Origin of the sequence: Nodosilinea sp. LEGE 07088 (assembly GCF_015207395.1) — a bacterium.
Lineage (GTDB): Bacteria > Cyanobacteriota > Cyanobacteriia > Phormidesmidales > Phormidesmidaceae > Nodosilinea.
The window spans coordinates 60,875-80,739 of sequence record NZ_JADEWX010000006.1; the positions used below are offsets into that span (position 1 = coordinate 60,875).

Here is a 19,865-nt window from a genome sequence, read left to right on the forward strand (position 1 = left end):
GGCCGAACCCGGTGCAATTTTAGATTTTGGATTGGCGATTTTGGATTTATTATCAAACCGTAAGCAGACTTGGCCCTTTGCAACCAATCTCTAAAATCTAAAATCCAAACTCTAAAATCGCCGCAGGTGCCAGGCGCGGGGTTGTAAGAACGTGTACATTCCCGCCAGCGAGAGGGTCGCGCCCAGACCCGAGTGGCCGCGACCGCTCCAGGGCAGGCGGGGGCTGACGCGATCGCAGCAGTTCCAGTACGCACTGCCGGTCTTGAGCTGGCCCAGGATGGCAACGGCGCGATCGCGATCCGTCCCATACACTGCCGCCGTCAGTCCGTAGGGCGTGTCCTGCATGAGCTTGGTCGCCTCCTCATCGCTGGCCACCCGCTGAATGCCGATGACGGGACCGAAACTCTCCTCCTGCATGACGGTCATGGTGTGGTTGACCTCGGTGAGTACCGTGGGGGCAAAGTACCAGCCGGGGCGATCGGGTCTTTCTCCACCGCAGAGGAGTGTGGCTCCCTTTGCCACAGCATCCGCCACCTGATTCGCGAGAACATCTAGCTGGGGTTTACGGCTCACCGGACCGAGGTAGGTGGCTGCATCAGTCGGATCGCCCAGGGTAAATCCTCGCACCGTTTCCATAAAAGCTGCTAAGAATTCGTCATAGACATCGGTGTGGACGTAGATGCGCTCGATCGCACAGCAGCTCTGACCGTTGTTGTAAAAGGCTCCGTCTGCCAAACCCGCCGCCGCTACCGCCACATCGGCATCGGGGCAGACGTAGGCCGGGTCTTTGCCGCCCAGTTCCAGCTGAGTGCGGATTAGCTTGGGAGCCGCCGCCACGGCGATCTTTTGCCCCGTAGCGTAGGAGCCAGTGAAAAAGATGCCGTCGATGGGCTGCTCTAATAGGGCCGCACCCGTAAGGCCAGAGCCGATCACTGGGATGAAGATATCTTTTGGAATACCGGATTCATGGAGGAGAGAGGCGATCGCCCCCCCGGTCAGCGTCGCAAACTCCGACGGCTTATACAGCACCGCATTGCCCATCAGCAGGGCGGGGATGAACACATTGCCCCCGACAAAGTACGGATAGTTCCACGCCGAGATATTCGCCACCACCCCCAGCGGATCGTAGCCAATCACCTCCTCCAGCATGCCCATGCCCGGCAGTGCGCTGGCTGGCTCGTAGTAGACGCGATCAGGAGCCAGCACCTGAGCCGCATTTTCCACAAAAAAATCAATCCGCGCTGGCACCGCCAGAATTTCGCTGCGAGCCTGGGTAATCGGCTTACCCGTTTCTGATGTGAGCAGTGCCGCAAGGGAATCAGCCCGTTCGATCAGCAGCTCCCGAAACCGCAGCACGGACTTGATGCGATCTGCCGGAGACGATGCCGCCCACCCCGGCTGCACCTGCTTTGCCTGCTTAAATTTTTGGGCAACCGCAGCTCCGTCGTCCACGGGCACCTCCTGAATTAGGGCTTCGGTAGCGGGGTTGATAACAGAGAGAACGTCAGCCATGGTGATAGGAAGTTCTAAAAGTAGTGGGTGAGGCCAATTAATGGATCTGTTTTAGGTTGGGGTGAGTGGTGGGCAATGCCCACCCTACGGCGGCTCTAGATTCATCGCAGAGAGGGACAGGTCGATTGGCAAAACAGAGGTTTAAACCGATGATCGATCCATCCTTTCCGTTGGGTCCAGGGCGGCGGCACGGCCCTGGTCGTAGGCCGAAGGACGTGCGGAGCGGGGGTCTGGGGACAATCGAAATGTCCCCAGCGGCAGGTCTGGCTTTGTTCAAAGACTTTCGCAGCGGCGGTTGGTTATGGCGTAAATCCAACCCACCCCTAGCCCCTCCCAAGAGGGGACAGACATCAGAACGCATCCTGGTAGATGGCGTAAAAATCCTCCGCCGCCACCGGACGAGGGTTCAGCGGATGACACCCATCCTTAATCGCCACCGCCACCAGCGGCTCAAGCCCATCCGGCTTCACCCCCAAAGCCCCCAGCGACGCCGGAATCCCAATCGACTCCGACAGCGCCACAATCCAATCCACAAACTCCTGCCCACTCACCGCCCCCGGCTTCACCACCCGCGCCAGCCGCAAAAACCGCTCCGGCTCCGCCGAGAGATTAAACCGCATCGCCGCCGGTAGCATAATGCCATTCGCCAGGCCGTGGTGAGTGTCGTACACCGTCGAAAGCGCGTGGGCACAGGAATGGGTAACGCCCAGCCCCTTTTGAAATGCGATCGCCCCCATCATCGACGCATTCAGCATGCCGCCCCGAGCCGCCAGGTGAGCCGCCTCCGTTGCCTCATCAAAACTTTCCCCCGCCCGCGATCGCTCAGCAAACTCCACGCACGACTTCAAATTCTGCGCGACTAGGTGAATGCCCTCCAGCGCAATGCCGTCGCAGAGTGGGTTGAAGCCCCTAGCCAGAAACGCCTCGACCAGATGAGTCAGCGCATCCATACCCGTGGCGGCGGTAATCTTAGCCGGTAGCCCCAGCAGCAACTCCGGGTCAGCCAGCACTACCCTTGGCAGCAGCTGCGGGTCAAACATGATTTTCTTAGCGTGGGTATTGTCATCCGAAATCACCGCGCTGCGGCCCACCTCACTGCCGGTGCCCGCCGTGGTGGGCAGAGCAATAATGGGCGGAATCGGCTGATCGATCGGGCGGGTGCTGTTGCCGTCTTCGTAGTCGAACAGGTGGCCAGGGTGGTTGGCCATCAGCGCGATCGCCTTGGCCACATCCATCGGCGCACCACCGCCGACGGCCACAATGCCGTTGGCCCCAGAGGCTTTCCAGGCGTCTACCCCGGCCTTGACCTGGGAGACCACTGGGTTGCCCCAGACGCCGCTGAAGGTGGCGGCATGGTAAGCGGCGAGGATGGCTTCTAGTTCTGGGAACCAGGGGAGTTGGGCGACATCTTTGTCGGTGACGATCAGCACGCGCTGGATGCCCAGGGCGGTAAGTTCGGCGGTGAGTTCGTGGCGCGCCCCGGGGCCAAAGCGAATGCGGGTAGGGAAGTTATAAGTGTGGAGCATAGGGGTTGATGGAGAAAATTGATGATGAGTCGAATAAGTGACCCCGTAGCTTGGGTCAAGCGGTCAGAGTCCTAGGCGTTGCAAGTGATCTTGATGGCGCGACCCGAGGCAGAAAATTGTGCGATCGCCGATTGGGCCAAACAGAGCGGCGCAAAATGCTGTTCTAAAAGCCGAGCCTGCCGCCGGGGCCATTTCGCTGGCCCCAGACCCCCATCGAGAAGGACGTTCCGTCGTCCTTCACCTCACGGAAAGGAGCGATCGATCATCGGTTTAAACCCCTGTTCTGCCAATTAACCTGTCCTTCTTTGCGGCTGCCATAGCTGTCGTAGCTGTCGTAGGGTGGGCAATGCCCACCTTTCAATGTTGGGGAAACGACTTTTGCCTCGCCAACCCCCTAGATATTCACATACTGGTTCATTTCCCAATCGGTGATTTGGGCATTAAAGGCATCCCATTCCTTGGCTTTCATTTCGAGGAAGGTTTTGGCGCCGAGGTCGCCCATCATGTCCATCAGCAGGGGGTCTTGCTTGAGGGCTTCCACGGCCTCGTAGAGGTTCTTGGGCAGGGTTTGCAGATTGGGGAACTCGTCGCCGCGGGCAAACAGGTTTTCGTCGATGCGATCGCCTGGGTCGGCCTGGGTTTTGATGCCGTCGAGGCCAGCGGCGAGAATGCCAGCGGTGGCCAGGTAGAGGTTGACGGCACCGTCGATCATGCGGCACTCGAAGCGGCCCCTGTCGGGAATGCGAATCAGGTGGGAGCGGTTGTTGCCGCCGTAGGAGATGTAGCGGGGGCTCCAGGTGCTGCCGGAGGCGGTACTGCTGGCTCCCAGGCGGCGGTAGGAGTTGACCGTGGGGGCGCAGAGGGCGGCCAGGCCTTTGCCGTGGGCCAGGACACCGCCGAGAAAGTGGTAGCCAATGGGGGATAGGCCACCCGCATCGGCACCGACAGCAAAGATATTGCTGTCGCCCTGCCAGAGGCTATTGTGCACATGGCCACCGTTGCCGGTAATGTGGCTAAAGGGTTTGGGCATAAAGGTGGCAATAAAGCCGCGCTGCTCGGCCAGGGTTTTGATCATGTACTTAAAGAACACATGGCGATCGCAGGTTGTCTTGGCATCGCTATAGGTCCAGTTGAGCTCAAACTGGCCGTTGGCGTCTTCGTGGTCGCACTGGTAGGGCTCCCAACCGAGGTCTTCCATGTAGGTGACCACGGTGGAAATCAGGTCAAACTGGCGCATCAGGTTGAGCTGGTCGTAGCAGGGGCGCTCGGCGGTGTCTTTGGAGTCGGCGATCGCATAGCCCGTTTCCGTTTTACGCAGCAAAAAGAACTCTGCCTCAACCCCAGTCTTGAGGCTATAACCCAGCGCGGCAGCCTGGTCAATTGCTCGGTTCAACATCATTCGCGGGGCAGCGGGGAAGGGTTCGCCCTCGTAGTACACGTCGCTGGCGACCCAGCCCACTGTGGGCTCCCAGGGCAGCTGAATCAGCGAATCGGGGTCGGGTACTACGGCAATCTCTGCCGCCTCTGGGCCTAGCCCCAGATTCGACGCAAAGGAGCAGAAAAATGCGCCGTCTTTCTCCACTGGGGCGATCTGAGCAGCAGGCACTAGCTTGGCCCTTGTGCCCCCCAGCAAATCGGTGTAAGACACCAAGAAAAACTTGATACCGAGGGCCTTGGCTTTTTCGGCCAGGCTCTGAGTCTGCGCTAATGTACCGACCATGGGAACGACTCCGAGAGTTTCAGCCTAGTAAACCAGGCTGATAGGGTCGCTTTTGTAGCTAGAGATACGGCTGGGTCGGGGCCGGCTAGGAAGGCTCAGCTAAACTCTCAACCCTGCTTGGATTCGGCAAATCACTCGCTTGACACAGCTCTGTAATCCATCGGGAGAGCCTGGCCCTGTAGGACAAAAGTCCTAGGACAAAGGTCATTATTTCAGGGAATTATTTGCCATTCTCGAAAAACTCTGAGATAACTTGATATAACAAGTTCTGCCATAGCTCATTTAAGTGCCCTGCTCAGCGGCTATTTGACCGAGTTGGGCCGCGATCGCAACCTCGGATTGTTCCCTAACTACCTACCGCAAAGCTCATGGATATTTTGGTGGTGCAAAGCGTTGAGGCAGACCCGGTTGGCATTCTGGGGCGATATCTACAAGTCAAAGGGGCCAACCTGCACACCTGGCTGATCGCCAAACAACTGACCCCGCCCCAGGGCACTTACCACGGTCTGATTGTATTGGGCGGGCCCATGAATGCCTGCGACGATGACAACTTCCCTCACCTAGCACAAGTCGTCAGTCTGATTCAGCAATTTCATTGGGAAGGTAAGCCCATATTGGGCATTTGCCTGGGGGCGCAGCTCATTGCCCGCGCCTTTGGCAGCCGTGTCTACCAAAATGAAGTGCCAGAGCTAGGCTTTACGTCCCTATTTCCGGTAGAAACACCCGGATCGGCCACCGAAGCTTGGTTGCGCGACTATCCGCCTGGCCTACCGATGATGCAATGGCACTTTGACACCTTTGATTTGCCCGCCGGGGCTCAGCGGTTGCTGACCAACGATCTATGCCGCAATCAGGCTTTTCGCATTGGCAGCAATGTCTACGGCTTACAGTTCCATCCCGAGGTCACCCCCGAAATTGTGATGAACTGGATGGCGTTTAAAACCGACTGGATCGAGGCCAACTATCCCCACCTGTTTGAACAACTGCGAGAGCAGCTCGTGAGGCACTGGGGTAATTCGGCCCAGTTCACTGAGAAGCTAGCCGACGCCTGGTATGACCAGGTCGTGGCCTCGGCGCGAACCGTATCACTCCACCCATAGAGTTTGGCCATGGCTTATCCAGAAATCCATCCCCTTTCCCTCGATCTACAAGCCTTGCAGCACAGCTTGGAACAACAGGGAGTGAAATACGCCCTGGCCAGCTTTGTGGATATTCACGGCCTGTGCAAGGGCAAAGTTGTACCCCTGAGCCACTTCGATCGCATGATGCAGGGCTCAGAGCTGTTTACCGGCGCGGCCCTCGACGGCGTACCCCAGGAAATTAACGACGACGAAGTGGGCACCATGCCCGACCCCGCCAGCGCCACGGTGCTGCCCTGGAATCCTGAAGTAGTCTGGTTTGCCAGTGATTTACACCTGGGGGGTCAGCCCTTTGAGGCCTGCTGCCGCACCATTCTCAAGCGGACACTGGACCAGGCGGCGGCGATGGGCTACCGGTTCAACCTGGGGATTGAAACCGAGTTCTTTATTCTGAAAGATACCGAAGCTGGGTTTGGGCCGGTGAGCGATCGCGACACCCAGGCCAAAGCTGCCTACGCCATCCCCACGGTGCTGGACAATTACAAGATCCTCGACACCATCGTCAGCGCCATGAACGGCCTGGGCTGGGATGTGTACTCCTTTGACCATGAAGACGCCCAGGGCCAGTTTGAAACCGACTTTACCTACTGCGATGCCCTGACCATGGCCGATCGCCTCACCTTCTTTCGGCTGATGGTGAAAGAACTGGCCCGCGCCCAAGGCTACTTTGCCAGCTTTATGCCCAAGCCCTACGCCAACCAAACCGGCAGCGGTGCCCATTACAACATGTCGCTAGCGGCTTTAGACACCGGCAAAAATCTGTTTGAGGATTCTACCGACCCCTGCGGTCTATCAAGGCTGGGCTACCAGTTTATTGCCGGGGTACTGCGGCACGCTAAGGCGATCGTGGCGGTCACCTGCCCCACGGTCAACAGCTACAAGCGGCTGGTGCGCCAGGGCAGTATGTCAGGCTTTACCTGGGCACCCGTGTACGTGTGCTACGGCAACAACAATCGCACCAATATGCTGCGCATTCCCATGGGGGGCGGGCGAGTCGAGTGTCGTGCCGCCGATATCTCCACCAATCTATACCTGGGGGCGGCGATGATCTTAGCCGCTGGTCTAGAGGGCATTCGCGAAGGCCTAGACCCCGGCGCGCCCCACACCGAAAACATGTATACCTATTCTCTGGCAGAATTGACGGCTATGGGCATTGATACCCTGCCCCGCACCCTGGGCGAAGCGGTGGAGGCCTTTGCCGCTGACCCCCTCAGCAAGGCTGTGATGGGCCCACTGATGTATCAAACCTACATCGACTTCAAAACCCAGGAGTGGGAGGAATACCACAGCCACGTCTCTGATTGGGAGCTGCAGCGCTATCTAAAATTTTTCTAGCGCTGGCGCTGGCTACTGCGCTGCTAAGAAAATAGGAGGATTTTCTCCTAAGGGTGACCCACGGCGCAGCGTCAGGCAGTGCTTAGGACACCGGCAAAATCTGGGACGGCACACGGTAGCGATCGCTCAGGAGCAGGCTAGAAAATGTCCTAACCAATCTGCGATGGCTATACCTGGAGACCAAGCCTACCATTGTCAATAGCCCCTGCGTGTGCAGGCGGTACAAAGAAGCACATAGCCTGTGCCGGGGCAATCGTTCTTTTTTTGACACTTAGTTCTGAATGTCCAACTGGCTACAGGTGACACCAAAGGCTGCAATCGAGGTCAATGGCCGCCAAGGGGTCATGTTACAATTGATACAACCACCCAGTGTCAGTTGAGCCATCTGCCCAGCCCTGACCAGCCTATAAGGCCCTTTAATGCGAGATGATAATAGCCCGAGCTGCTACAAGGGTTGAAGCCTCCATATCGCTAACGGTTGCTCAATCACCCTTAAATTAGAAAGGCGCTACAATTTTTTTATGGTAAAAATCTGTACTGATTTGCTGATTACAGCAGATCGCGTTAAAAAATGATTTTACTCAAGCAAAAGAAAAGCGGATTCAGGCATCCTTTTTGGAAGTGGGTGTACTCAGCCCTATGCGTACTCAGTATTATTGCGGCAGTCGGAGTATCAATAAGAGCTATCGCCGTCTCCGTGCGGGTAGATCGAGGGCTAGCGGTGCGCCAGACGCACGGAGATGTTCAACTGCTGCGCTCTAATGGTGCGAACTCAGCGATAGTGGGCAATCGTCTGAGTGCCGTAGGTGACGGATTGCGTACAGGTAGGCGATCGTCAGCGGTATTAGAAGTCGATACTGACGTTGGTTTTTTAGACGTATCTGAGCGCACCGAGTTTCGCATTCGTGCCCTCAGCATGGCCGCTGACGGAGGGCGTATCACTCACCTCAGCGTACTGCGAGGGCAGGTTCGTACCCGGTTACGTCGTTTTACTAATCAGGGGTCTGAGTTTGAGATTGAGACCCCTGCGGGTATCAGCGGGGTGAGGGGCACCGAGTTTGGGGTTAGCGTGCAGGAGGATGGTAAAACGGGGATCGCCACGTTGACCGGGGCCGTAGAAACGACTGCAGCTGGGGAGTCGGTGGCAGTACCAGCTGAGTTTCAAAACTTGATGCTGCCAGGTGAACCACCTACTCAACCTGTGCCCTTGCGCGATGATCCGGGCTTGGAATTTGAGCGCCGGGTTTTTGTGGAAGATAACACTCGCTTTGTGACCCTGATTGGCCAGGTCGATCCGGTGAATACAGTGTTTGTCGATGGCGACCCCCAGACGGTCGATCGTCTGGGTGAGTTTCGCTTTACCCGTCTGGCGACAGCTCGCTTGCGAGTCGAGGTCGTAGTGATCACGCCCCTGGGTCGCCAGGAAATCCATGAAATTTACCTCCTCTAACCCATTGCGCCGGGGGTTAGACTTGCTGCTGCCGCTGAGTATCGCCAGTCTCCTCGTTGTCAGCTTGGGTAAGTTAGGTCTGCTCTCACCCCTGGTGCAAGCTGAGCAAGAGCTGCGGTTTCGCCTACGGGGGCAACGTTCCTGGGCCGACCAGGTAACGGTGATTGCCATTGACGACCCCAGTCTGGTGGCCCTGGGCTCCTTTCCCTGGCCGCGCCGTCGCTACGCTGAGCTCCTACAGCAGTTAGAGACCGCCCCGCCCCAGGTAATTGTGTTTGACCTGCTGTTCACCGATGTCAGCCCCGACGACAATGCCCTAGCTGCGGCGATCGCGGCTCACTCCGCCGTCATCCTGGCCTCCTCCTGGGATCGCCAGGGTAATCCCCTGAGCCCCACCCCTACCCTGGCCACCGTGGCCCTAGCCAGCGGCCATATTTGGCAGCCGCGCCAGGGAGGTTTTCCCTACAGTATTGAGCCTATGGTAGGTAGCCAGCCAGCTCTTGCTATTGCGGCGGCAGAGGCCCTCAGCTTGACCCAACAGGCGGTCACCCTGCCGCCCCTTGATCGTCGCCTGGGGGTCAACTGGCCTGCCGCCGCCGCCAGACTACCCACCTACTCCTTTGTGGATGTCCTGGAAGGTCGAGTGCCACCCCAGGCCTTTGAGGGTAAAGTCGTGCTGATTGGGGCCACTGCCTTGGGTCTAGACGACTGGGTTACCCCCTTTGACATTGACCCTCCGACCAGCGGGGTATATCTACATGGAGCCCTGATCGACAATATTCTGCACCGCCGCTGGTTAAGGCCAGTCCCTTTAGCCTGGGGTGGGGCGGGAGTGCTAGCCCTGGCGCTAGCGATTGGGTTACGGTGGCATTTCTGGGGTCGATCGCTGGGGGAATCTCTACCCCAGCAAATAGGGTTGGTGGGTGGCTGTCTGATAGCCTGGTGGGCGTTAGCCCTGGGGCTGCTAACCACTAATTTTTGGCTACCTGTGGTGGGGCCAGGTCTGTTGTTAGGCACCGTGGGTGGCCTGAGCATTAGTCAGCAATCGCTGCGGCAAAACCGATGGCTACTACATCTAGCGCTGGCGCTACAGCATCGCCATGGCTCGACCCTGCTACCCGATGAGACAAGACCGATCGCAGCCGATGATGCTAGGCTGCGACGCGATCGCGGGTCGGGGGTGGCCCAGCTAGTCGGGCTGACTGAGCAGCTAGGGCGATCGCAGGCCATTCAGGCTGCCATTGCCCGTAGCCTACCCCTGGGATTAGTCGCCGCCGCCCATGACGGCACCGTATGGTTTGTTAACCCCCTAGCCGCTGAGTGGTTAAACCTGACCGCCGGGGACATGCTGACCACCAGCGCGCTCTCTGCCTGGTTTGAGATCGGGGCCTGGGAGCAGATTTGGGCGACAGTAACCCAGGGGCAGACGGTACCCACCCAGCTACGGCAGCAGCAGCAGCAGTGGTATGAAATTCGCCTAGAGCCCATCACTACCGAGGTCAGCATGGCGATAGACTGGCCTCGAGGTGCCATCGTGCTGATCGAAGACATCACCTATCGCCAGCGCATGGAGGCCCAGCTGCGGCAGCTCAACACCAGCCTGGAGGAAAAGGTACAGCAGCGTACTCACCAACTCGAGCAGCTCAATCAGTCGCTGCAAGAGCAAATTATCGAACGGCATCTGGCCCAAAATCAGCTCGCCTACGAGGCCTTGCACGACCCGCTGACAGGGTTACCCAATCGCCGCCAGTTCCTTAAGCACCTCAGCAATCTATTTCGCCAGTCAAAAGGCGAGCTGTTTGCAGTGCTGTTTTTAGACTGCGATCGCTTCAAACTCATCAACGACTCGTTTGGTCACTGGGTCGGCGATGAATTGCTTAAACAAGTAGCCGCTATTCTGCAAGAATGCATCCGCCCCACCGATGTGGTGGCTCGCTTTGGCGGTGATGAGTTTACTATTTTGCTCTCTACCCTCGACCAGGTCAACGACGCGATCGCAGTGGCTCAGCGCATTCGTCAGCGCTTTACCCAGGCATTGACTATTCAAGACCACCAGCTCTTTACCAATACCAGCATTGGCATTGTCATCGGTGGCCCCCACTACAACCACCCTGACGAGATCCTACGCGATGCCGATACGGCCATGTACCAGGCAAAAATGAACCGGGCAGGCTACATGCTGTTTGAGGCCGACATGCACCTCGATGTGCGCCGCTCGCTCCAAATCGAAACTGCCCTGCGCATGGCCCTAGAGCGGCAGGAATTTCAAATCCACTATCAGCCCATTGTGAATCTCAAAACCCGTCAAATTATCGGCTGTGAAGCCCTGCTGCGCTGGCTTCACCCCGACCGAGGACTGCTGCTTCCCGGTGATTTTATCCCCATTGCTGAAAATACCGGGCTGATGATTGCCATTGGCAGCTGGGTACTCACTAAGGCCTGCGTTCAAATGCAGCGGTGGCGACGGCGTAATCTGCTGCCCAGCGACGCCATGGTCAGCGTCAATCTGTCAGCTACCCAGTTTTTACAGCCCGACTTTATTGCCCAGGTCGATCGCACCCTGGCAGAGAGCGACCTGCCCGCCAGCAACCTGAAACTCGAGATCACCGAAACAGTGGTCATTCAGAACCCCGAGCAGGTGGTGCCAATGCTGCAAAGCCTGCGCGATCGCGGTATTCGTCTCAGCATCGACGATTTTGGCACAGGCTACTCATCCCTCGGCTATCTGCAACAGTTACCCTTTGATATACTCAAAATCGATCGCAGCTTTATTATCAATATTCATCATAGTCCTAAGCAATACGGCATCGTCGAAACCATCATTCGCCTCGCCGCCCATCTTGACATTCAAGTGATTGCCGAGGGCATTGAGCTGTTTCCCCAGCTGGAATCGCTCAACCAATTGGGCTGCGAGTTTGGCCAGGGTTTTTTCTTCAGCCGCCCCCTGAGTGTGAGCCAGTTTAGCCAGTACCTTGGCAACCAAGACAGCTCGGCTACGACATAGTCTGATATCTGGCCAGACCTCCCCCAATCGTATTCCCCCCAAAAACATCCCGATTAGGAAAGCGAACTCGGCCCAGTGGAAGGTATTTAACCTGAGTTCGGGATAAGAAATTTTCCTGCTAAAGCAAGCTTACTGTCCCCTCCTGGGAGGGGTAGGGGTGGGTCAATCGAGGCTATCAGCAGAACTTCACCGTATTGAGCCGATTACTCTCTGTAGCAGTTTTGACCCACCCCGCCCTCCGGGCACCCCTCCAGAGGAGGGGACGGCGTTATCCCGAATTGAGGTTATTTAGTTTAAGCATGCTAAGATTTCTGCTGCTCAAATCGCCCTGGAACTTGCACATCACTACGCTCAAGGGCATCGGGCTAGAAAGGCCATCGTAGAAAAATTGCCGGGGTGGTTAACCACCCTATAGCCGAGATCTGCGTCAGCCAGGTCTCGAGCCGCTGCATGTTTGCCTGATCAGTCTCAAAGCTATACCGTTTTTTCATAAAAAAAGCCGCCCTTAAACAGAACGGCTTTGAGTTCATTAACCAGGCCTCTGGGGAGACCTAAAGGCTGACTTAGTAGTCGAAGTCGCCGCCCATGCCAGCGCCAGCGGGGGCACCTTCCTTAGGTTCGGGCATATCGACAACGATGCACTCGGTGGTCAGCACCATGCCCGCGATAGAAGCCGCGTTTTGCAGGGCCGAGCGGGTGACCTTGGCAGGGTCAACGATACCAGCATCAAACATATCGACGAACTCACCATTGGCGGCGTTGTAGCCAACGTTGAAGTCTTTTTCTTTGACCCGCTCGGCGATTACCGCGCCATTTTGGCCAGCGTTTTGGGCAATGCGCATCAGGGGTGCGGCCAGGGCGCGGGCCACGATCGCAGCCCCGGTATGCTCCTCAGCAGTGAGGTTTGCCTCCAGCCAGGTGGTCAGGTCGGGCACCAGGTGAGCCAGGGTGGTACCACCACCGGGGACGATGCCTTCTTCCACCGCCGCCTTGGTGGCGTTGATAGCGTCTTCCAGGCGCAGCTTGCGATCCTTCATCTCGGTCTCGGTGGCGGCCCCGACTTTGATCACGGCAACCCCGCCGGAGAGCTTGGCCAGACGCTCCTGGAGCTTCTCTTTGTCGTAGGTCGATTCGGTTTCGTCGATCTGGCGACGGATCTGCTCGCAGCGGGCCTTCACATCCTTCTCGTTGCCTTCGGCGACGATGGTGGTGGTGTCCTTGGTGATGGTGAGGCGACGGGCCTGACCCAGCATATCCAGCTTGGTGTTGTCGAGCTTGAGGCCGGTGTCTTCGCTGATCACCTGGCCGCCGGTCAGCACAGCGATATCTTCGAGCATGGCCTTGCGGCGATCGCCAAAGCCAGGCGCTTTCACTGCCGCCACATTCAGCACACCGCGCAAACGGTTGACCACCAGGGTAGCCAGAGCCTCTTTCTCAATATCTTCAGCGATGATGATCAAGGGGCGACCGGAGCGAGCCACCTGCTCCAGCACGGGTACGAGGTCCTGCACCAGGGCAATTTTCTTGTCGGTAATTAGGATGTAGGGCTCATCCAGCACCGCTTCCATGCGTTCAGTGTCGGTGACAAAGTAGGGAGAGACATAGCCCTTGTCAAAGCGCATCCCTTCGGTGACCTCCAGTTCGGTGGTCATAGATTTGCCCTCTTCGAGGGAGATCACCCCCTCGCGGCCCACCTTTTCCATGGCTTCGGCAATCATGGCGCCGACCTCTTCGTCGTTGCCAGCAGAGATCGAACCGACCTGGGCGATAGACTTAGAGTCACCAACGGGGCGGGCGTGCTCGGCAATTTTGTCCACCAGAAACGCGGTGGCCTTGTCGATACCGCGCTTGAGGGAAATAGCGTTGGCCCCGGCAGCCACGTTGCGCATCCCCTCTTTAACCATGGCGTGGGCCAGCACGGTAGCGGTGGTGGTGCCGTCACCAGCAGCATCATTAGTTTTAGAAGCGGCCTGACGAATCAGGGCGACGCCAGTGTTTTCGATGTTGTCTTCGAGCTCAATTTCTTTGGCAATGGTGACGCCGTCGTTGACAATTTGAGGCGCGCCAAATTTCTTTTCGAGCACCACGTTACGGCCCTTGGGGCCAAGGGTAACGGCCACGGCCTCAGTCAGAATATCCATACCCTTTTCGAGGGCACGACGGGCGTTTTCGTTGTAGACAATGCGTTTAGCCATGGAACAGATTTTCTCCGAAGGAAAAGGTTAGGAGTGAACGCGAAAAAGTGAAGGGATTTAGAAACTAGGAGATCAGACTCTGGAAATTCAGCGGAGCAGGCTGGGTGAAGCGCTAGCAGAACCCAGCGAAATGCGGTGTCGCACAATCAATGGTGGGCAGTGCCCACCCTACAATCTGCTCATCCAAAATCTAAAATCCAAAATTGCTTTAGCCCAGCACGGCGAGAATATCTTTCTCAGACAGCAACACAAATTCGTCACCGCCCAACTTGATGTCGGTACCGGCATACTTGGAATAGAGCACCTTGTCACCAATTTTGACTTCCATAGCCTGGCGGGTGCCTTTGTCGTCAGACTTACCGGGACCTACAGCGGTAATTTCGCCCACCTGAGGCTTTTCCTTAGCGGTATCAGGAAGCAGAATGCCGCCAGCGGTGGTCTCTTCGGACGCACTTACTTTAATCAAAACTCGATCGGCCAGGGGCTTAACGCTGGATGCCGCCAAAGTGATAGCTGCCATACAATGCTTCTCCGGATTTGCTATTAAAACAACGCCTTGGGGGATAAACCCTGCCCCCTACGGACGCACTACTCAAAGATGAAAGTTAGGGCTTAGCACTCGCCAGCCCCGAGTGCTAATTTACGACGGCAGGGGTGCGATCGCAACAAAGCCCTCTGTACGGGTTCCCGAACTGGTCAGCTTTCCGGAGGAAACTATCGATGCCGAATGTGAAAGTGCTCCTGCCTATTCTCACCAGTTTTTTGTTTGCCGGCAGCTTTGTGGCCGGCAAATACACCACCGTTGATCTAGGGCCATTGACCACCTCGCTGCTACGCTACATGATTGCGATGGGGGTATTGGGGCTGTTTATTAGCCGCAGCGTCCATCCCGCTAAGGCCCTGACGGTGGCCCGGTCAGACTGGGGCACGATGGCGTTACTGGGGCTATTTGGAGTGGTGGGTTATCACTATTTTTTCTTCAGCAGCTTACGCTACACGGCCACCGCCAATACCGCCATCATCAACGCCTTTAACCCAGTGGTAACGGGAATCATGGCGGCTCTATTTATTGGCGAACGGCTGACCCGCCGCCAGTATGGCGGCATTGTGCTAGCTCTGGTGGGGGTATTAACCCTGCTGACGCGAGGAAATTTGACGACGCTGCTGACCCTGGAATTAAACCGGGGCGATGGCCTGATGCTATGCGCCGTAATGTGCTGGGTTCTGTATTCCCTGATGATTAAACAGCTGAGCCAGCGCTACTCAGGGCTCACAATTACGTTCTACGCCGCTATCGCAGGGGTGGGACAATTGCTGGTTTTAGCCTGCTTAGAACGCTGGTGGCAGCAGATTGCCACGCTGTCGTTTTCTTCGCTGCTGGCCATTGTGTACATGGGCGTAGCCGCTTCGAGCATCGCCTACCTGCTGTTTAACCTCAGCATTCAGCGGGTGGGGCCAACGCGTACCGCTAGCGTAGTCTATAGCCTGGTGCCCATCTTTGTTGCGGCGCTGGCCTGGCTCTTTTTTCGCGAGCCATTGACAGTACCAATGGTGTCTAGCATGGGGTTGATTTTGCTGGGCGTGAATGTGGTGCTCAGTCGGCCTGGGGATTAGAGGGCGATCGCGAACCCCCAAAACGATCTAACGATTGTCGCCAGCGCCCGCAGGGGGGTGAGATGAACAGGGCAAGCACGGGCCTGAACGGAAATGCTGATCCTTAACCCGCCCGACAAAACCCGCTGAAAAGCTACCATCAGGCCGCATGTTCAGCGGGCTACGTTACATAGCCGACCAAGTCTGAGGGGTTGGGTTAGTAGCTCTCGTCGGGGGCGACGGTGTGCAGCGCCAGGTCGTGGTTGGCCTGGTTGAGGCGATCGGCGACTTCTCGCCGCACTTTAAGACTGATAGTATCGTCGGCCAATATCTCCTGGGCTTCTTCGCGGTATTCTGCGCTCTGTACCGTATCGACCTCTTCGAGGTGCTTAAGGTGTTCAAGTACGTCTTTGGGGTCTGTCATGGTATCTATCCTTAAAGATTGTGAATAGCCATCACCAGGAGAGACTCGCTGGGTCAACGGGCATAGCTCTATTGTCTGAAAGGAAATCTTAACTAGCCAGGTCTACGCCTGAACCTTTACGCCCCGATAAAGATTGTTGTGCTTCGCAACAGGTCGTTGCAATAGGCGGCCTGGCCGACTAACCGGCCTGACTTGAACCGCATAAGATCGCTCTACTCCCCAGACAAGATAGGCCTACTTGCAAGCTGAACGATAGGGCAAGCTGGTGTTTTTGTAGAATAATACGGCCAGTTCGTCTATCGCAAGAGCGACCTGGACGACAATGGTTAAATCTTTGCGCTGTCAGGCCAGTATCTAAAGCCTAAGGGCCAAGAGAGCCTCCAGTGCATCCGATAAAGAGATACATCCCATTCCATACCCCTCCCTATCTGCAACAGGACGACTGCCTGCGCGCCCTCTGCCTATCGGGAGCAATACATAGCAGTGGGTGGGTGGGTGTTGGTTTTGGCCAGGTCGAAGCCCGTGCCCGCTGCCCCTATCGGGTGCTAGATGCAGCCCAAATCGGCTCAGTTCCGCGCTAGCCACTTCTGTGCGTTCAGGCGTCGTAGGGCAAAGTGAACCATCAAATCCAGCGTGATTTTCCGCTCATCCCCCATAAACTGTTCGATCGTGCTGGGCTGAGAGCCTTGGTCAGCAAAGTAAAACAGCTTGGGACTTTTAATATCGTCTTTGGTAAAAGCAATATTAAACTGGCGATCGCCGTGCTGCCACTTACCCTTAACATGCCAGTAGCGCTCCCCATCATCAACCCCAAAAACCTCTAGGGGCTGCTGGTCAAGAGTAAGCTGCATATCATCCAGGCCCTTTTCTTTTAGAGCTGTCTCTAGGGACGGGATAAAATGCTGTTCAATAAACTCGTTGAAGGGTTTGTCTTCTAGGGCTGGTGGTTTTGCCTTCTTAGCAACCACCTTGGCCGCAGCTGGCTTAGCTGTATCGGCTTCGGTATCTGGAGTTGATGGTGTCGTCGCCTCTGATGTCGCTGCGGGAGTAGATTCTGCCGAAGGGGTTTTGTCGTCAGCCATAAACCAGAACACCTAAAACAATAGTGAAGGACAACTCAGCGGGCTGAGCACACGCCTAGTTATTCTTCTCCATACTAGAGTAAATGCTTCTAAATCGCATAACTTTTTCGCTCTAGAAATCACCCTGTTGTAAAGTAGGCAAAGCTACCGGATACCAGAGCTTGTATTGAGTGCACTGGTTAAGATCGCCAAACCGCCAACATTAACCAGTGCATAGCTTAAGACTTATCTTGTTAGAGATTGCCTTACTTAAGCCTGAGGAGCCAAGTGCGGCATTTCTCGGCGCAGGGTTGCAAAGTCGGAGTTAGAACCATTGCCATGGTGAATACCCACCGCTGCCAAATCGCTATCCACCATCAGGTGTACTAGTTCCTCAAAGGTGACGCTGGGCTCCCAGCCTAACGCTTGGCGAGCTTTAGTAGAGTCACCAATCAGCAACTCTACTTCTGCAGGCCTCAGGTAGCGGGGGTCAAACTCGACGTAATTGCTCCAGTCGAGGTTGACATGGTTAAAGGCAATATCTAAGAATTCACGAATGGAGTGGGTTTCGTTTGTGGCTACCACATAGTCATCGGGTTCGTCTTGCTGCAGCATCAGCCACATGGCGCGGACGTAGTCTTTAGCATAGCCCCAGTCACGCTTAGAATCGAGATTACCTAAGTAGAGCTTTTTTTGCTGTCCGGCGACAATGCGGGCAACTGCGCGGGTGATTTTACGAGTTACAAACGTTTCGCCTCGACGAGGTGACTCGTGGTTAAACAAAATGCCGTTGCTAGCGAACAAGTCGTAGGATTCGCGATAGTTGATAGTTTGCCAGTGAGCAAAAACTTTGGCACAAGCGTAGGGACTGCGGGGATAAAACGGGGTTGTTTCCCGCTGGGGAATCTCTTGAACCTTGCCAAACATCTCTGAGGAACCAGCCTGATAAAAGCGCACTTCTAAGCCTGTCCGCTGTTGGTAGTCACGAATCGCTTCTAAAAGGCGTAGTGTCCCCATCCCTACAGAGTCGACGGTATATTCAGGAGAATCAAAACTGACTCTCACGTGGGATTGGGCTCCCAGGTTGTAGACCTCCTGGGGTTGTACTTGCTCCAAGATACGCCGCAGCATGGTGCCGTCGGTCAGATCGCCGTAGTGTAGGAAGAGCCGCGCCTCAGCACTGTGGGGGTCAACGTAAACGTGATCGATGCGATCGGTATTAAATGTAGATGTACGGCGAATAATACCGTGAACCTCGTAACCCTTGTCTAAAAGTAATTCTGTTAGATAAGAACCGTCTTGCCCAGTAACACCAGTAATTAGTGCACGTTTGATCTGACTCATAGGAAATTTATCTCTTGGGTAACACTTAACTTATGCGTCTTGCTTTAGCGGTGGGTTAAACTACGGGAGCACCTAGCCTTTTAGGTTTAAGCCTAGAAGGTAAAGCTTAAAATCTTGGACGATGCTAGCTTAAAATACCCAATGCGCGAACGTGTAAACAATCTCTTTATCACAGCCTAATCTTTTCACCTCGGCTTTTTTAAAGTATTTGAACTCAGGTAACCTCGTGACAAAAACGGGAGGTCTACAATCGAGCCTCTAGCTGTGCCCAAGTCCACCTCTAGGCCCGCTTTCCCTACCTTAGTCCGCAGGTAGCTTAGCCCTCGATAGCCTTGGCGCGTGGCGACTACGCTGGTGAGACGTCCAACTATGTTACCGTCGAGCATCATCGGTGTACCAGCTTCTACCTGGTCATTCAGCTCAACGCCCCATAGCTGCTGTTTGACCCCTTGATAGGTATTGAGCCGGGCAATGGTCTCCTGACCGATATAGCAGCCTTTGTCAAAGGAAATTGCCTGCCAGAGCCCTGCTTCGAGGGGATTGTAGTCTTCGTTTAGCTCAGTTTTCGGCGCTGGGCGACCCTGCTGAATACGAAGCTGTTGCCATAGCGCCTCTCCAGTAGGCACGGCCCCTACATTAACGAGTTGCTCCCATAACGAGGGAGAGTCGGTGGCAGCTACAAAAAGGGTGTACCCCGGTAAAGCTAAACCACTGCCTACTGCCAGTTTGAGGGAAATATCACCGATGCTAATCGATTGGTGGTGTCCGTAGGGTAAGGCAGGGCTGAGATGGATGCCTAGACGGTTAAGAGTAGGTAGACTGTCTGGCCCAATCAGCGAAAAACCCGCTATTTCTTCGGTAAGGTTGAGCAAAGATACCTGATCAGCAGGAAAGATATAGCGATCCATCCAGTCTATTAAATGTTGATCTTGGCCTGGGGAGGTAAGAATAAGGAGAGATTCTTCTTCGACATATACAGTCGCTAAATCAATGGTTCGAGCAGTAGAGGTAACAAAAACTGTATCGCAGCCCTCCCCAGACTGACGCTGGGTGAAGGTGTTGGTAGTTTGATTGTGGATGAAACGCAGGCGATCGCGACCCGTTATCTGAATGGTACCCCAGTGACTGCGATCGACTAGAGCCGAGGTATTGTTAACCGCGTCTAAAGCCTCTGTGTCGTTGCCAAAGGTAATAGGTAACTCTAGATCGGCATCTAGGATTGCCCCTTGACGCTGCTGTAAGTCTCGGAGTGTCTGCATCACTAATCTTCCATTCTGACCTGAGCTCTATTCTAGAACCACAGCTGAGACTCTAACCGGTGAGGATCAAACCACACAAAAAGAGCGCCCCCCGAGGGGAGCGCTCTTTTCGCGTCAATCAAGGGGGTAGTCGCTCAAGACTAGCCGATGATTTCAGGAGCCTCAGCCGTCGCCAGGTCCAGGGGGAAGTTGTGAGCATTGCGCTCGTGCATCACTTCCATACCCAGGTTGGCCCGGTTGATTACATCCGCCCAAGTGCCAATCACCCGACCCTGAGAGTCAAGGATGGACTGGTTGAAGTTG

14 protein-coding genes and 2 pseudogenes are annotated in these 19,865 nt (G+C 55.8%); 6 read left to right on the forward strand and 10 right to left on the reverse strand.

Annotated elements, in window-relative coordinates:
* Positions 1 to 111 precede the first annotated feature (111 nt).
* The 3 genes from IQ254_RS03175 to glnT (IQ254_RS03185) form a co-directional block, all read right to left on the reverse strand.
* Positions 112 to 1,512, reverse strand: a complete 1,401-nt coding sequence (locus tag IQ254_RS03175; protein ID WP_193964288.1) for an aldehyde dehydrogenase family protein — start codon at positions 1,510 to 1,512, stop codon at positions 112 to 114.
* A gap of 350 nt (positions 1,513 to 1,862) precedes the next feature.
* Entirely contained in the window at positions 1,863 to 3,038 is a 1,176-nt protein-coding gene (locus IQ254_RS03180; RefSeq protein ID WP_193964290.1) for an iron-containing alcohol dehydrogenase, read from the reverse strand.
* A 394-nt stretch (positions 3,039 to 3,432) separates the two neighbouring features.
* A complete protein-coding gene (gene glnT, locus IQ254_RS03185) occupies positions 3,433 to 4,758 on the reverse strand; it encodes a type III glutamate--ammonia ligase (RefSeq protein ID WP_193964292.1) in 1,326 nt (441 codons plus the stop codon).
* A 368-nt stretch (positions 4,759 to 5,126) separates the two neighbouring features.
* Between glnT (IQ254_RS03185) and IQ254_RS03190 the strand changes: the two genes are divergently transcribed.
* The 4 genes from IQ254_RS03190 (at position 5,127) to IQ254_RS03205 (ending at position 11,686) form a co-directional block, all read left to right on the forward strand.
* Positions 5,127 to 5,858 carry a type 1 glutamine amidotransferase gene (locus IQ254_RS03190; RefSeq protein WP_193964294.1) on the forward strand — a complete coding sequence of 244 codons (732 nt, stop codon included), beginning with the start codon at positions 5,127 to 5,129 and terminating at the stop codon, positions 5,856 to 5,858.
* Between the two features lie 9 nt (positions 5,859 to 5,867).
* Entirely contained in the window at positions 5,868 to 7,232 is a 1,365-nt protein-coding gene (gene glnT / locus IQ254_RS03195; RefSeq protein WP_193964296.1) for a type III glutamate--ammonia ligase, read from the forward strand.
* A 697-nt stretch (positions 7,233 to 7,929) separates the two neighbouring features.
* On the forward strand, positions 7,930 to 8,682 hold the full coding sequence (locus IQ254_RS03200) for a FecR family protein (protein WP_313887355.1): 753 nt from the start codon (positions 7,930 to 7,932) through the stop codon (positions 8,680 to 8,682).
* Positions 8,663 to 11,686 (forward strand): EAL domain-containing protein, encoded by a 3,024-nt coding sequence (locus IQ254_RS03205; RefSeq protein ID WP_193964300.1) that lies wholly within the window; start codon positions 8,663 to 8,665, stop codon positions 11,684 to 11,686. The genes IQ254_RS03200 and IQ254_RS03205 overlap by 20 nt, the downstream gene beginning before the upstream one ends.
* Before the next feature lie 563 nt (positions 11,687 to 12,249).
* On the opposite strand, the gene groL is transcribed toward IQ254_RS03205, so the two are convergent.
* Together groL and groES are read right to left on the reverse strand one after the other, a co-directional pair.
* Positions 12,250 to 13,881 carry a chaperonin GroEL gene (groL, locus tag IQ254_RS03210; protein WP_193964302.1) on the reverse strand — a complete coding sequence of 544 codons (1,632 nt, stop codon included), beginning with the start codon at positions 13,879 to 13,881 and terminating at the stop codon, positions 12,250 to 12,252.
* 208 nt (positions 13,882 to 14,089) lie between these two features.
* The gene (gene groES, locus IQ254_RS03215) at positions 14,090 to 14,401 is read right to left on the reverse strand and encodes a co-chaperone GroES (RefSeq protein WP_193964304.1); all 312 of its coding nucleotides are present in this window, start codon (positions 14,399 to 14,401) and stop codon (positions 14,090 to 14,092) included.
* 200 nt (positions 14,402 to 14,601) lie between these two features.
* Here groES and IQ254_RS03220 point away from each other — a divergent pair, with 200 nt between their 5' ends.
* On the forward strand, positions 14,602 to 15,495 hold the full coding sequence (locus tag IQ254_RS03220; protein ID WP_193964305.1) for a DMT family transporter: 894 nt from the start codon (positions 14,602 to 14,604) through the stop codon (positions 15,493 to 15,495).
* A 196-nt stretch (positions 15,496 to 15,691) separates the two neighbouring features.
* On the opposite strand, the gene IQ254_RS03225 is transcribed toward IQ254_RS03220, so the two are convergent.
* Positions 15,692 to 15,898, reverse strand: coding sequence for a hypothetical protein (locus IQ254_RS03225; RefSeq protein ID WP_193964306.1), 207 nt, complete (start codon positions 15,896 to 15,898; stop codon positions 15,692 to 15,694).
* 419 nt (positions 15,899 to 16,317) lie between these two features.
* Between IQ254_RS03225 and IQ254_RS33435 the strand changes: the two are divergent.
* Positions 16,318 to 16,449, forward strand: a pseudogene (locus IQ254_RS33435) (SAM-dependent methyltransferase); the annotation flags it as partial.
* 15 nt (positions 16,450 to 16,464) lie between these two features.
* Here the strand turns inward: IQ254_RS33435 and IQ254_RS03230 are convergent.
* The 4 genes and pseudogenes from IQ254_RS03230 to IQ254_RS03245 all read right to left on the reverse strand — a co-directional run.
* The gene (locus IQ254_RS03230; protein ID WP_193964307.1) at positions 16,465 to 16,980 is read right to left on the reverse strand and encodes a DUF2996 domain-containing protein; all 516 of its coding nucleotides are present in this window, start codon (positions 16,978 to 16,980) and stop codon (positions 16,465 to 16,467) included.
* 249 nt (positions 16,981 to 17,229) lie between these two features.
* On the reverse strand, positions 17,230 to 18,303 hold the full coding sequence (gmd, locus tag IQ254_RS03235) for a GDP-mannose 4,6-dehydratase (protein WP_193964308.1): 1,074 nt from the start codon (positions 18,301 to 18,303) through the stop codon (positions 17,230 to 17,232).
* Between the two features lie 185 nt (positions 18,304 to 18,488).
* Positions 18,489 to 19,562: a folate-binding protein YgfZ gene (locus IQ254_RS03240; protein WP_193964309.1), complete on the reverse strand. Its 1,074-nt coding sequence runs from the start codon at positions 19,560 to 19,562 to the stop codon at positions 18,489 to 18,491.
* A 140-nt stretch (positions 19,563 to 19,702) separates the two neighbouring features.
* Positions 19,703 to 19,865 (reverse strand): annotated as a pseudogene (locus IQ254_RS03245) (photosystem II q(b) protein); the annotation flags it as partial.

Excerpts from the sequence above, each read along its gene's own strand:
- IQ254_RS03175 (WP_193964288.1), bottom strand. The coding sequence starts at position 1,512 with ATGGCTGACGTTCTCTCTGTTATCAACCCCGCTACCGAAGCCCTAATT.
- IQ254_RS03180 (WP_193964290.1), bottom strand. The coding sequence starts at position 3,038 with ATGCTCCACACTTATAACTTCCCTACCCGCATTCGCTTTGGCCCCGGG.
- glnT (WP_193964292.1), bottom strand. The coding sequence starts at position 4,758 with ATGGTCGGTACATTAGCGCAGACTCAGAGCCTGGCCGAAAAAGCCAAG.
- IQ254_RS03190 (WP_193964294.1), top strand. The coding sequence starts at position 5,127 with ATGGATATTTTGGTGGTGCAAAGCGTTGAGGCAGACCCGGTTGGCATT.
- glnT (WP_193964296.1), top strand. The coding sequence starts at position 5,868 with ATGGCTTATCCAGAAATCCATCCCCTTTCCCTCGATCTACAAGCCTTG.
- IQ254_RS03205 (WP_193964300.1), top strand. The coding sequence starts at position 8,663 with ATGAAATTTACCTCCTCTAACCCATTGCGCCGGGGGTTAGACTTGCTG.
- groL (WP_193964302.1), bottom strand. The coding sequence starts at position 13,881 with ATGGCTAAACGCATTGTCTACAACGAAAACGCCCGTCGTGCCCTCGAA.
- groES (WP_193964304.1), bottom strand. The coding sequence starts at position 14,401 with ATGGCAGCTATCACTTTGGCGGCATCCAGCGTTAAGCCCCTGGCCGAT.
- IQ254_RS03220 (WP_193964305.1), top strand. The coding sequence starts at position 14,602 with ATGCCGAATGTGAAAGTGCTCCTGCCTATTCTCACCAGTTTTTTGTTT.
- IQ254_RS03225 (WP_193964306.1), bottom strand. The coding sequence starts at position 15,898 with ATGACAGACCCCAAAGACGTACTTGAACACCTTAAGCACCTCGAAGAG.
- IQ254_RS03230 (WP_193964307.1), bottom strand. The coding sequence starts at position 16,980 with ATGGCTGACGACAAAACCCCTTCGGCAGAATCTACTCCCGCAGCGACA.
- gmd (WP_193964308.1), bottom strand. The coding sequence starts at position 18,303 with ATGAGTCAGATCAAACGTGCACTAATTACTGGTGTTACTGGGCAAGAC.
- IQ254_RS03240 (WP_193964309.1), bottom strand. The coding sequence starts at position 19,562 with ATGCAGACACTCCGAGACTTACAGCAGCGTCAAGGGGCAATCCTAGAT.